Here is a 13,274-nt window from a genome sequence, read left to right on the forward strand (position 1 = left end):
GAATGAGCCTTTCTGTCTTATAAAAGAGTAATTAATGAGTCATACAAAACCTTCTTCAATGGCGACATTTAAGCGTTTGTTAGGGTATGTAAAAGACAAAAAAATCGGCCTTATTGGCGGCATTATTGGTATGTTGGGCTACGCCGCCGTTGACGCCACTTTTCTCTACTCACTTAAGCCACTACTTGATGAGGGATTAACCGGCAAAGATCCTGATGTATTAACCTATATGCCGATCTTTGTCTTAGTCATTATTACCACGCGAGGCATTGCTGCATTTTTAAGTACTTATTGCATGGCGTGGGTCGGCAATCATGTTGTGATGAAATTACAACGAAGCCTATTTAACCACCTGATGCATATGCCCGTTGCGTTTTTTGATCAACGCAGTACGGGTGACTTGTTATCTAAAATAACCTACGACTCTAACCAAGTAGCCAACGCGGCCAGTAATGCTTTAGTGAGCATCTTTCGGGAAGGGGCGACAGTAATTGCTTTGTTATGCTTGATGTTTTATCAAAGCTGGCAATTGTCGTTAATTTTCTTTTTGGTTGGCCCGGTAGTGGGTTTAGTGATCAACAAAGTCAGTAAACGCTTTCGCACCTTAGGACACCAAATTCAAGATGCAATGGGGTCTGTAACCACGGCGTCAGAGCAAATGCTTAAAGGCCACAAAGAAGTATTAATGTTTGGCGGCCATGAAGAAGAGCAAGAAAAATTCGGCTCTGTCAGTAATTCTGTTCGCAGACAAAATATGAAAATGATCTCTGCCAAAGCAATCAGCGTGCCGGTGATCCAGTTTTTGGCGTCTATCGCCTTGGCTTTTGTATTGTATTTAGCGACTTTTCCGCAAGTGATGGAAACCCTGACTCCAGGAACGTTCACCTTGATAATTAGCTCGATGTTTGCCTTGATGAAGCCCATCAAGTCAATTACTCAGGTGAACAATGAAATTCAAAAAGGCTTAGCAGCCTGTGACAGTTTGTTTGCCATTTTAGATGATAATCCTGAACAAGATACGGGTACCAAAGTCATTAAACGCGTAGCTGGCGACATCGAATTTAAAAATGTCACGTTCACCTATGAAGGCAAAGAAAAGCCGGCTTTAAAAGCGGTCAATTTCAAGGTGCAAGCGGGTCGCTCTTTGGCTTTAGTGGGGCGCTCTGGCAGTGGTAAATCTACCATAGCGGCTATTTTAACGCGCTTTTACGATGGCATAGAAGGCGATGTGTTAATTGATGGTCAAAGCATTTATCAATACCCCCTCAATAACCTGCGTGAGCAAATGGCGTACGTTTCGCAAAAGGTACACCTATTTGACGATACTATAGCGAACAATATTGCCTATGCCACCGGAGACACTTATAGTCGTGAACAAATAATCGCGGCTGCGGAAACGGCTCATGCGATGGAGTTTATCGATAAATTTCCTCAAGGTTTAGATACCGTTGTCGGTGAAGATGGCGTCATGTTGTCTGGTGGTCAGCGCCAGCGTATCGCCATTGCCCGTGCCTTGCTGCGAGACTCGCCCATTTTGATCTTGGATGAAGCAACCTCGGCTTTAGACACAGAATCTGAGCGCCACATTCAAGAAGCCCTCGATGTACTGCAAAAAGATCGTACTTCTATTGTTATCGCGCACCGCTTATCAACCATTGAAAATGCGGATGAAATCTTGGTAGTTGATGACGGCGCCATTATTGAGCGTGGTAACCATCAAGCCCTTAGCGAAGCCGATGGCATTTACGCTAATTTGGTAAAAATGCAGCAGGTGGCAGAGTAAATGCAGTTTTGGTATCAAGACTCTTGGTTACGACTGCTGCTGTTGCCATTGTCAGCATTATTTGCGCTGCTCGCTGGTCTGCGTAAAAAGCTGTTCGAACTAGGCCTTAAAAATCGCTATCGAGCGGATGTGCCTGTAATAGTGGTGGGCAATTTAACCGTGGGCGGCAACGGTAAGACCCCTGTGGTGATACATTTATGTGAACAGCTCACTCAAGCCGGCTTTAAACCTGGCGTGGTGAGTCGAGGCTACGGAGGAAAAGCCGATCATTACCCTTATGTATTGACTGAAAATAGCCAAACCGAACAAGCCGGTGATGAGCCCGTGCTCATTTTTCAACGCACGGGTTGCCCTGTGGTGGTGGATCCTATTCGCAGTCGAGCGGCGCAAGCTTTGACCACACAATTTGACGTAGACGTCATCATTGCCGATGACGGTTTACAGCATTATGCTTTAGCGCGAGATATTGAGATAGTGGTGGTGGACAGCGAGCGTCAGTTTGGTAATCAATGTCGTTTGCCTGCCGGGCCATTGCGAGAGCCTTTATCACGATTAAGAAGCGTTGATTACGTGATTTTAAATGGCTCTACGACGCAATTACCTGCTTGGACGTCGCTAGTAAATACCACACCTTTTACCATGACATTAGCGCCACAATTACCGCGCAGAGTCGATGGTGGCGATGGGCAGTTACTCCCGCAGTCAATCAATGCATGCGCAGCCATCGGCCATCCGCCGCGTTTTTTTGATAGTTTGAGACAGCTCGGCTTTCAGTTAAATCAGGTTCAAGCATTTGCCGACCATCATCAATACCAAGCGCAGGATCTGGCGCTATTTAAGTCTGACACACCGTTGCTAATGACGGAGAAAGACGCGGTAAAATGTTTAACGTTTAGCCAGCCCCATTATTGGTTCTTGCCTGTATCTGCGACCTTAGATCGCGATATGATAGAGCCTATTGTTACCCAATTACGTCAGCGCCAATAAGCTGTATTACTGTAAGAGAGACGTTATGTTAGATCACAACCTACTTGAAATTATTGCTTGCCCAATCTGTAAGGGAAAATTGCATTACAATAAAAATGAAGAAGAACTCATTTGTAAAGCGGACAGGTTGGCGTATCCCATTACAGAAGGGATACCTGTGTTGATTGAAGAGAAAGCTCGAGAGCTATCTTTAGATGAGGTAAATGCATGAGTTTTATTGTGGTGATCCCGGCGCGTTATCAATCCACTCGCTTACCCGGTAAGCCACTGTTGGAGATTGGTGGTAAAGCCATGGTGCAACACGTGGTGGACAAAGCCAGAGAAAGTGGCGCTGATCGCGTCATTGTGGCAACGGATGATGCTCGTATTGCTGATGCCGTTGACTGTGAAGTGTGCATGACGGCGGCGGAACATGAATCGGGAACTGAGCGTTTGGCTGAAGTTGTCAGCCAGCTGGAATTTGCTGACGATGCCATTGTGGTAAACGTGCAAGGGGACGAACCGTTTATCCCAGCTGACAATATTCGCCAAGTGGCGGATAACTTAGCCAAGGCCAGCTTAGCTAAAATGGCTACCTTGTCTACCCCTTTGACCGAAAACGGCGATGTATTTAACCCTAACGCGGTGAAGGTGGTCACTGATCATCAAGGCTATGCGCTGTATTTTAGCCGCGCAACGATTCCTTGGAATAGAGACGAATACCCGGACAAGGTTTCCCCTCAAGCCGTGCAAAGGCATATTGGCATTTATGCTTACCGTGCAGGTTTTATCAGCGAGTACATTAAACTGGCTGTATCGCCCCTCGAACAAATTGAAAAGCTAGAGCAATTACGGGTGCTGTGGCATGGTGAGAAAATTCATGTAGCACCGGCGTTAGTCCGCCCAGAAGCAGGGATAGATACGCCGGAAGATCTGAAACGTGCAAGGCAGTTCGTCACTTAGATGACGGTGCGTGTTCGCTCCAGTTGCTCGCTAACTAACGGCCTTACTCAGCCATGGCCGAGTAAGGCCGTCGTGTCAATCTCACCAGTTAATCGATGCGCTTTAGTGGCAGCTTACTGATAACTTTTACCAAACTGTATTGAATCGATGATGCATCCGCTGGCGGATTGTCTACCTTTTGTTGACTTACTTGCAGTTGATATTGATAACCTGGCTGGTAATCAAAACCTTCAATCTGACCGTAAAAAGATTGCCACTCTTGCGTGTCAGGTGTTTTCACTAACATGCACGTCGCTTTACCCGCGCCAGCATCACATTCGTGGGTGGAGGCATTTACATACATCAGGTTTTGCGACGTCAAAGGCGCTGAAGAACAAGCAGCTAACACTAGAGCTGCGGGTAGCAAGGCAAATAACTTCATGTTTTCTCCATAAAAAAAGAGGTCATAATGACCTCTTTTCAGTTTAGATGTTTATTTTAATACTGCTATTATTCACGTTCTTCGATTGAAGAAAAATCCCGTGAATTGTGACCAGTATACAGCTGGCGAGGACGACCAATTTTTTGTCCAGGCTGGCTTAACATTTCATTCCAGTGTGCAATCCAACCCACTGTACGTGCCATCGCAAAGATAACCGTAAACATAGAAGTAGGAATGCCCATCGCTTTAAGAATGATGCCTGAGTAGAAGTCTACGTTAGGGTAAAGCTTCTTCTCTACGAAGTAAGGGTCTTCTAGTGCAATTTGCTCAAGTTTCATCGCTACGTCAAGTAGTGGATCTTGAATATTTAGCTCAGACAATACTTCATGACAAGTTTCACGCATTACCGTTGCGCGAGGGTCATGGTTTTTGTAAACACGGTGACCAAAGCCCATTAGGCGGAATGGGTCAGACTTGTCTTTAGCACGGGCAACATATTCGTCGATGCGATCAACGCTGCCAATTTCTTCAAGCATGTTTAGACACGCTTCGTTAGCACCGCCGTGTGCTGGGCCCCAAAGAGACGCAATACCTGCTGCGATACACGCGAACGGGTTAGCACCAGATGAACCAGCTAGACGTACGGTAGACGTAGAAGCATTTTGCTCGTGGTCTGCATGAAGAATAAGAATGCGATCCATGGCTTTTTCAAGCACAGGGTTAACCACATACTCTTCACAAGGCACTGCAAACATCATGTGTAAGAAGTTGCCTGCATAGCCTAGATCGTTACGTGGGTATACAAACGGTTGACCGTTTGAGTACTTGTAACTCATTGCTGCTAGCGTAGGCATCTTTGAAATTAGACGGTAAGCCGCAATTTCACGATGACGAGCATCTGAGATGTCTAAAGAATCATGGTAGAAGGCAGAAAGCGCACCCGTAACGCCACACATAATGGCCATTGGGTGTGAATCTCTACGGAAACCTGAGAAAAAGTCTGTTAACTGCTCATGTACCATAGTGTGGTGCATGACAACACGATGAAAATCATCGAATTCTTTGCGGCTTGGCGCTTCGCCATTTAACAGAATGTAACAAACTTCTAGGTAATCAGATTTTTTCGCTAATTGATCGATTGGGTAACCGCGGTGTAGTAGTACACCCTTACCGCCATCGATGTAAGTGATTTCTGATTCACACGAAGCTGTTGCTAAAAAACCAGGGTCGAAAGTGAAATATCCGTGTCCACCTAGACCGCGTACGTCAAGTACGCTGTGACCTGCTGCTGCTTCTAGAATTGGCAGCTCGATAGGCTCCTGGCCTGGTAGATGTAAAGTGGCTTTTTGACCAGCCATAGCACGTCTCCTTTGCTCTTATTATGCGAGTCGGAATAACAAACGCTGCCCATTTCTACAGATCTAAAGGGCATTTGTCAATTTTGTTGGTGTTATATAATTGGGATGTTAATGAAAAAATGAGTGCTGGTTACGATTTTTTGACACAAACTTATTCAATTTGTTGAAACTTGATTGTAAAAGCATTTTGGTCTACTTATAATGGCGACGAGGTCTCCGGTAGGTTTAAATGCTGATATTTTGGTGTTTCATCGGTGGTTGTTGGTAACGCTACCTTTGGATGAATGTTAAATTATTGCAACATGCATTTAACAAGCCAGATGTTCCAGAGACCGTACAACATAACTAAAATGAAAAGCTCAATGGAGCTGAGTGGGCAACACTGTGAAAAAGCAAAGACCTGTAAACCTCGACCTACAGACAATTCGCTTTCCTGTAACAGCCATCGCATCTATTTTACACCGTGTGTCTGGTGTGATTGTGTATGTGTCACTGGCAATTTTGCTAGCCTTGTTAGCAGAATCGCTGGGCTCAAAGGAAGGGTTTGATAACGTAGCTAGCCTAGCGGATAGCTTTCTAATTAAATTCGTACTTTGGGGCATCTTGACTGCCTTGGCATACCATATCGTCGTTGGCATCCGCCATATGATCATGGACCTAGGTTACTGGGAAGAACTAGAGTCTGGTACACAAAGCGCGAAAGTAAGTTTCGTTATCGCAATCATCTTGTCACTACTAGCGGGGATATTGGTATGGTAAAATCTGTCTCTGGCTTAGGACGCAATGGTGTTCACGATTTTGTTCTGATCCGCGCATCCGCCATCATTCTTACGCTATATACCCTGTATCTGGTTGGCTTCGTTGCCACCAACGATATTACCTATGAAACTTGGCAAGCATTCTTCTCTGGTATTTGCACCAAAGCATTCACCATGTTGGCCCTTGTCGCCATGCTGATCCACGCTTGGATCGGAACTTGGCAAGTTCTCACAGATTACATCAAGTGCGCTAAACTTCGCGGCTTGCTGCAGTTTGTGCTGGTTTCTATCGCCTTCATCTATACGTTTGTTGGCTTTTCAGTGTTGTGGGGTGTGTAGTGAGTATTCCAGTTCGCGAATTTGACGCCGTAGTCATCGGCGCAGGTGGTGCAGGCATGCGTGCCGCGCTGCAAATATCTAAAGAAGGTAAGAGCTGTGCGCTGTTATCTAAAGTTTTCCCAACTCGCTCTCATACAGTATCTGCGCAAGGTGGTATCACAGTAGCGCTGGGCAATGCCCACAAAGATAACTGGGAGTGGCACATGTACGATACCGTTAAAGGTTCGGATTATATCGGTGACCAAGACGCAATCGAATACATGTGTAAAACCGGCCCTGAAGCCATTACTGAATTAGAGAACATGGGTCTGCCATTCTCTCGTTTTGAAAATGGTCGCGTTTATCAGCGTCCATTCGGTGGCCAGTCGAAAGAATTTGGTGGTGAGCAAGCGGCGCGAACGGCGGCGGCTGCTGACCGAACAGGTCATGCACTCTTGCATACCCTGTACCAGCAAAATGTAAAAAACCAAACCACGGTTTTCTCTGAGTGGTACGCCTTAGATTTAGTCAAAAATGAAGATGGCGCGGTCGTTGGCTGTACTGCTATCGACATTGAATCTGGCGAAGTGGTTTACTTCAAATCTAAAGCCACTGTGCTTGCGACCGGTGGTGCAGGGCGTATCTACGCTTCGACTACTAATGCGCATATTAACACAGGTGACGGCGTTGGCATGGCCGTGCGCGCTGGCGTGCCAGTGCAAGACATGGAAATGTGGCAATTCCACCCAACGGGCATCGCCGGTGCGGGTGTACTTGTGACTGAAGGTTGTCGTGGTGAAGGCGGTTACCTGCTTAACAAAGACGGTGAGCGCTTTATGGAACGTTATGCGCCAAATGCTAAAGACTTAGCAGGCCGTGACGTAGTTGCTCGCTCTATCATGATTGAGATTCGTGAAGGCCGTGGTTGTGATGGTCCTTGGGGTCCTCACGCTAAGCTGAAATTGGATCACCTTGGTAAAGAGATGCTCGAGTCTAAACTGCCGGGTATTTGTGAACTATCACGTACTTTTGCTCACGTGGATCCGGTAAAAGAGCCTATTCCAGTCATCCCAACTTGTCATTATATGATGGGTGGCCTGCCGACTCGTGTTACTGGCCAAGTACTTAAGCAAGACGCTGAAGGTAATGACATTGATGTAACCGGTTTGTTTGCCGTCGGTGAAATTGCCAGCGTATCAGTACACGGTGCCAACCGCCTTGGCGGTAACTCACTGCTTGATCTAGTGGTATTTGGTCGTGCGGCAGGTCAGCACCTAGGTAAAGCGTTAGACCAACTGCAAGACGTTAAAGATGCTCGTCCACAAGACGTTGATGCGGCGCTTGCTCGTTTCAATCGTTGGGAAAGTGGTGAAGGCACTGAAGATCCAGTGCAAATCAAAAAAGACATGCAAATGTGTATGCAGAAGAATTTCTCGGTATTCCGTGAAGGTGACTCTATGGCTGAAGGCTTGCAAGAATTGAAAGAGATTCGCGAGCGCCTCAAGAACGCTAAACTGGATGACACCAGTTCTGAGTTTAATACCCAGCGCATCGAATGTTTAGAGTTAGATAACCTAATGGAAACGGCTTATGCGACTGCATTAGCGGCCAACTTCCGTACTGAAAGCCGTGGTGCTCATAGCCGATTTGACTTCCCAGATCGTGATGACGCTAACTGGCTATATCACTCTATCTATAACCCTGAGACAGAAGAAATGGTGAAACGTGACGTCAACATGACGCCAGTCCACCGTGATGCTTTTGAACCAAAAGTTAGAACTTACTAAGGGGTTATTCAGATGAAAGTAGATTTTTCTGTATACAGATATAACCCAGATGTTGATAGCTCACCTTACATGAAGGATTACTCGTTAAACCTTGATGAAGGTTCTGACATCATGGTGTTAGACGCGTTATTGCTGTTAAAAGAACAAGATCCAACGCTATCTTTCCGTCGTTCATGTCGTGAAGGTGTATGTGGCTCAGACGGCATTAACATGAATGGTAAAAACGGTTTAGCGTGTATCACGCCATTGTCTGACCTTTCGGGTAAAGGCAAAATTGTGATCCGTCCATTGCCTGGTTTGCCCGTTGTGCGTGACTTGGTCATTGATATGACGCAGTTCTTTACGCAATATGAAAAGATCAAACCGTTCCTTATCAATGATAGCAAGATCCCACCTGCCGGTGAGAACTTACAGTCACCTGAAGAGCGTGCCAAGTTAGATGGTTTATACGAGTGTATTTTATGTGCTTGTTGTTCCACTTCTTGTCCTTCGTTCTGGTGGAACCCTGACAAGTTCATTGGGCCTGCGGGTTTGCTAGCGGCTTACCGCTTCTTAATTGACAGCCGTGATACCGCGACTGACGAGCGCTTAGCGGATCTTGATGACGCGTTCAGCGTATTTCGTTGCCACGGCATCATGAACTGTGTCAGCGTGTGTCCAAAAGGGTTAAACCCAACAAAAGCCATCGGCCACATCAAGTCGATGTTACTAAACAAGGCTGTTTAGTAGAACTGTTACCTAACTCTATGTTTCGTAGCACAAACTAAATAGTCATCTCTATCGAGATGGCTATTTTTTTGGTACAAAGTAATTTCAGGAACCTGGCCCTTGGCCGGTTTGCCCAAGAAGTATAATAAGGGAAAATTAATGCAAAACAGCGTGATGAAAGCCTGGCTAGAATCTTCTCACCTGGCTGGTGCTAATGCGGCTTACATTGAAGAGCTGTATGAAACCTATCTGCAAGACCCTATGGCTGTTGACGCTAACTGGCGTGGCATCTTCGACGATCTTCCTGCCCTTGAAAATGTTCAAGCTGAGCAGGCGCATTCAGATATTATTGAAGAGTTTCGCCGACTAGCAAAATCTCCTAAACGTTTTACAGCGCCATCTGGCGAAATGCACAACGATGCTAAGCAAGTAAAAGTACTACAGCTTATCAACGCTTATCGATTCCGTGGTCACCAACAAGCACAACTTGATCCGCTAAGACTTTGGCAGCGTGAACCTGTGCGTGAGCTTGACCCATTTTTCCACGATTTAGAAGGCGCCGATTTCGACGCGAGTTTCAACGTAGGCTCTTACGCGGCTGGCAACGAAACCATGGTACTTAAAGACTTGGTTGAATCGTTGAAGCGCACATATTGTGGTTCGGTAGGTGCTGAGTACATGCACATTACCAACACGGAGCAAAAACGTTGGATTCAAAATCGCCTTGAGTCTTGTGAAAGTAAACCTTCGTTTAGTGAAGATGCCAAAGTCCGCTTCTTAGAAGGGTTATCTGCCGCTGAAGGCCTCGAAAAATACATTGGCTCAAAATTCCCGGGTGCTAAGCGTTTCTCCCTAGAAGGTGGCGATAGCTTCGTACCTATGGTGAAAGAACTCATTCGCCGCTCAGGTGAGCAGGGTGCCAAAGAAGTTGTAATCGGCATGGCTCACCGCGGTCGCTTGAATATGCTAGTGAACGTATTGGGTAAAAAAGCCGGTGACCTATTTGATGAATTCGCGGGCAAGAAAATCCATGATGACAGCGCGGGTGACGTAAAATATCACCAAGGCTTTAGCTCAGATTTTGCGACTCCGGGTGGCGACGTTCACTTGGCTTTGGCCTTTAACCCGTCTCACTTAGAAATCGTTAACCCTGTAGTGTTAGGTTCAGTACGTGCTCGTCAAGAGCGCCTTGGTTGTGAAGATGGCTCTTCTGTAGTGCCAATCACGGTACACGGTGACTCTGCCATTGCTGGTCAAGGTGTGGTGCAAGAAACTTTTAACATGTCACAAGCACGGGCATTTAAAGTGGGCGGTACCATTCGCATTGTTATCAATAACCAAATTGGTTTCACAACTTCTAACCCTGAAGATACCCGTTCAACCATGTATTGTACGGATATTGCGAAAATGGTGCAGGCGCCTATTTTCCACGTCAATGCTGACGATCCTGAAGCCGTTATCTTTGTAACTCAGATTGCCCTTGATTTCCGTAACACCTTCAATCGCGACGTAGTGATTGACCTTGTGTGTTACCGTCGTCATGGTCATAACGAAGCGGATGAGCCGAATGCGACTCAGCCGTTGATGTACCAAAAAATTAAAAAGCACCCAACGCCGCGTAGTATCTACGCTGACCAATTGGTCAACGAAGGGGTGGTTGATAAAGTTCGCGCTAAAGCTATTTCAAGTGACTACCGCGATGCCTTAGACAAAGGCGATTGTGTGGTAGACGAATGGCGCCCAATGCAAAAGCATTCGGTTGACTGGACGCCTTACCTGAAACACGACTGGGATACGCCATACGATAGCCATTACCCGATTGAGCATTTAAAAGAGTTGGGTGAGAAGGTCTGTCAGTATCCGGAAGAGCATAAGCTGCATTCCCGTGTTAATAAAATTTACCAAGATCGCGTCGCCATGGTGCGCGGTGAGAAAATGATAGATTGGGGGTTTGCTGAAACACTGGCTTACGCCACCATTCTTGATAGCCAATACAATGTGCGTATTGTGGGACAAGACTCCGGTCGTGGTACCTTCTTCCACCGTCATTCTGTGTTACACAATCAGACTGATGCGAGCACCTACATGCCACTGCGTCATATGAAAGATGACCAAGGCCGCATCGATATCTACGACTCGGTATTGTCGGAAGAAGCAGTATTGGCATTTGAATACGGATACTCTACCGCTGAGCCAAAAGGTCTAGCAATTTGGGAAGCGCAATTTGGTGATTTCGCCAACGGTGCCCAAGTCGTATTTGATCAATTCCTCAGCTCTGGTGAGCAAAAGTGGGGCCGCATGTGTGGTTTAACATTATTGTTACCTCACGGTTACGAAGGTCAAGGCCCAGAGCACTCGTCTGCTCGTTTAGAACGTTACTTACAGCTTTGTGCAGAGCATAATATGCAAGTTGTAGTGCCTTCAACGCCGGCGCAAGTGTTCCAAATGTTACGTCGTCAAGTTGTGCGCCCAATGCGTCGCCCACTGATTGTGATGTCTCCTAAGTCTTTGCTGCGTCATCCGTTAGCGGTTTCGAGCTTGGATGAGCTTGCAAATGGTCGTTTCTTCAACGCAATTGACGAAATTGATGATCTTGATCCCAAACAAGTCAATCGGGTAGTGATGTGTAGTGGTAAAGTCTATTACGATTTGCTCGAACAAAGACGTAACAAAGAATTAACGAATGTTGCGATAGTGCGCATCGAGCAGCTTTACCCATTCCCGTTGGAAGAAGTAAGCGAAATCTTTGAGCAATATCAACACGTGAAAGATTTTGTTTGGTGTCAGGAAGAGCCACAAAACCAAGGCGCTTGGTATTGTAGCCAGCACCATTTCAGAACTGTAATTCCGCAAGATGCTAGCTTAACGTACACAGGTCGAGCCGCATCAGCCTCTCCAGCAGTGGGTTACATCTCTGTGCATTTAAAACAACAAAAAGCGTTAGTGAATGACGCACTTGGTCTAGAAGAATAAGAGTTTAAGGAAATAGTGATGGCGATTGAAATTTTAGTTCCTGACCTGCCAGAATCCGTCGCTGATGCCACGGTAGCGACATGGCACGTTCAACCTGGTGAATTTGTTGAGCGTGACGAAATCTTGGTAGACATCGAAACTGACAAAGTGGTACTGGAAGTACCTGCTTCTGAATCAGGTATCTTAGAAGCGATTGTAGAAGAAGAAGGTGCGACAGTACTGTCTAAGCAACTGATTGGTCGCTTGCAACCAGGTGAAGCGGCAGATGCGCCTGCTGAAGCTGCTGCTGAAGAGACACCAGCTGCTGCCCAAGGCACCGCGGATGCAAGTCCTTCTGTGCGCCGTTTAATCAATGAGCTAGGCTTAGATGCTAGTCAGATTAAAGGCACAGGTAAAGGCGGCGTAATCACCAAAGAAGACGTCGATAACTTCCAAAATGCAAAAGCGGCTCCAGCAGCGGCCAGCGCAAGTGCTCCAGCGGTTGACGTACCTGTAGCTGCGCGCAGTGAAAAGCGTGTGCCTATGACGCGTCTGCGTAAGCGGATCGCTGAGCGTTTGCTAGAGGCGAAAAACTCGACGGCCATGTTGACCACGTTTAACGAAATCAACATGAAGCCAATCATGGACATTCGTAAGCAATACAAAGACGTGTTTGAAGAAAAGCACGGTATTCGCTTAGGCTTTATGTCTTTCTACATCAAAGCTGTGACAGAAGCGCTGAAACGTTACCCAGAAGTGAATGCTTCGATTGACGGTGACGACATTGTTTACCATAACTTCTTTGACGTCAGCATTGCGGTGTCAACGCCGCGTGGTTTGGTGACGCCGGTTCTTCGTGATACCGACACCATGGGCCTTGCTGATATTGAAAAGAACATTCGTGAGCTTGCTCTTAAAGGTCGTGATGGCAAACTTACCGTTGAAGAAATGATGGGCGGCAACTTCACCGTTACTAACGGCGGTGTATTTGGATCATTATTGTCAACGCCTATTATCAACCCGCCACAAGCGGCTATCTTGGGCATGCATAAAATCCAAGAGCGACCAATGGCGGTTGACGGTAAAGTTGAAATTTTACCTATGATGTATTTGGCTCTGTCATACGATCATCGCTTGATTGATGGTAAAGAGTCAGTGGGCTTCCTTGTAACAGTGAAAGAGTTATTAGAAGACCCAACACGTTTATTACTTGACGTATAAACGACATAATTAACCTTGGGCCTGATTTTCAGGCCCTTT

12 protein-coding genes are annotated in these 13,274 nt (G+C 46.3%); 10 read left to right on the forward strand and 2 right to left on the reverse strand.

Features of this window, described 5'->3' with window-relative positions; all coding sequences use genetic code 11:
• Window positions 1-34: 34 nt before the first annotated feature.
• From msbA to kdsB, 4 genes are read left to right on the forward strand one after another with little or no spacing between them, the layout of a single operon-like run.
• Window positions 35-1,783: a lipid A ABC transporter ATP-binding protein/permease MsbA gene (gene msbA / locus D1Z90_RS15335; RefSeq protein ID WP_119911665.1), complete on the forward strand. Its 1,749-nt coding sequence runs from the start codon at window positions 35-37 to the stop codon at window positions 1,781-1,783.
• Entirely contained in the window at window positions 1,784-2,770 is a 987-nt protein-coding gene (gene lpxK, locus D1Z90_RS15340; RefSeq protein ID WP_119911666.1) for a tetraacyldisaccharide 4'-kinase, read from the forward strand.
• Between the two features lie 25 nt (window positions 2,771-2,795).
• Window positions 2,796-2,981, forward strand: a complete 186-nt coding sequence (locus tag D1Z90_RS15345; RefSeq protein ID WP_119911667.1) for a Trm112 family protein — start codon at window positions 2,796-2,798, stop codon at window positions 2,979-2,981.
• Window positions 2,978-3,712, forward strand: coding sequence for a 3-deoxy-manno-octulosonate cytidylyltransferase (gene kdsB, locus D1Z90_RS15350; RefSeq protein WP_119911668.1), 735 nt, complete (start codon window positions 2,978-2,980; stop codon window positions 3,710-3,712). Before D1Z90_RS15345 ends, kdsB begins: the two co-directional genes overlap by 4 nt.
• A gap of 88 nt (window positions 3,713-3,800) precedes the next feature.
• Here the strand turns inward: kdsB and D1Z90_RS15355 are convergent, their stop codons facing one another.
• Both D1Z90_RS15355 and D1Z90_RS15360 read right to left on the reverse strand, forming a co-directional pair.
• A complete protein-coding gene (locus D1Z90_RS15355; RefSeq protein WP_119911669.1) occupies window positions 3,801-4,133 on the reverse strand; it encodes a DUF4377 domain-containing protein in 333 nt (110 codons plus the stop codon).
• Between the two features lie 68 nt (window positions 4,134-4,201).
• Window positions 4,202-5,491: a citrate synthase gene (locus D1Z90_RS15360; protein ID WP_119911670.1), complete on the reverse strand. Its 1,290-nt coding sequence runs from the start codon at window positions 5,489-5,491 to the stop codon at window positions 4,202-4,204.
• A gap of 384 nt (window positions 5,492-5,875) precedes the next feature.
• Here D1Z90_RS15360 and sdhC point away from each other — a divergent pair, with 384 nt between their 5' ends.
• From sdhC to odhB, 6 genes are all read left to right on the forward strand, one after another.
• On the forward strand, window positions 5,876-6,250 hold the full coding sequence (gene sdhC, locus D1Z90_RS15365; protein WP_369122273.1) for a succinate dehydrogenase cytochrome b556 subunit: 375 nt from the start codon (window positions 5,876-5,878) through the stop codon (window positions 6,248-6,250).
• A complete protein-coding gene (sdhD, locus tag D1Z90_RS15370) occupies window positions 6,244-6,588 on the forward strand; it encodes a succinate dehydrogenase, hydrophobic membrane anchor protein (protein WP_119911672.1) in 345 nt (114 codons plus the stop codon). Before sdhC ends, sdhD begins: the two co-directional genes overlap by 7 nt.
• Window positions 6,588-8,354, forward strand: coding sequence for a succinate dehydrogenase flavoprotein subunit (sdhA, locus tag D1Z90_RS15375; RefSeq protein ID WP_119911673.1), 1,767 nt, complete (start codon window positions 6,588-6,590; stop codon window positions 8,352-8,354). The genes sdhD and sdhA overlap by 1 nt, the downstream gene beginning before the upstream one ends.
• Before the next feature lie 12 nt (window positions 8,355-8,366).
• On the forward strand, window positions 8,367-9,080 hold the full coding sequence (locus D1Z90_RS15380) for a succinate dehydrogenase iron-sulfur subunit (protein WP_119911674.1): 714 nt from the start codon (window positions 8,367-8,369) through the stop codon (window positions 9,078-9,080).
• A gap of 141 nt (window positions 9,081-9,221) precedes the next feature.
• Complete coding sequence (gene sucA, locus D1Z90_RS15385) at window positions 9,222-12,035, forward strand: 2-oxoglutarate dehydrogenase E1 component (RefSeq protein WP_119911675.1); 2,814 nt, start codon at window positions 9,222-9,224, stop codon at window positions 12,033-12,035.
• An 18-nt stretch (window positions 12,036-12,053) separates the two neighbouring features.
• Window positions 12,054-13,235 (forward strand): 2-oxoglutarate dehydrogenase complex dihydrolipoyllysine-residue succinyltransferase, encoded by a 1,182-nt coding sequence (odhB, locus tag D1Z90_RS15390; RefSeq protein WP_119911676.1) that lies wholly within the window; start codon window positions 12,054-12,056, stop codon window positions 13,233-13,235.
• Window positions 13,236-13,274: the final 39 nt, after the last annotated feature.

Source organism: Motilimonas pumila, from assembly GCF_003596335.1.
Taxonomy (GTDB): Bacteria; Pseudomonadota; Gammaproteobacteria; order Enterobacterales; family CBDFNC01; genus Motilimonas; species Motilimonas pumila.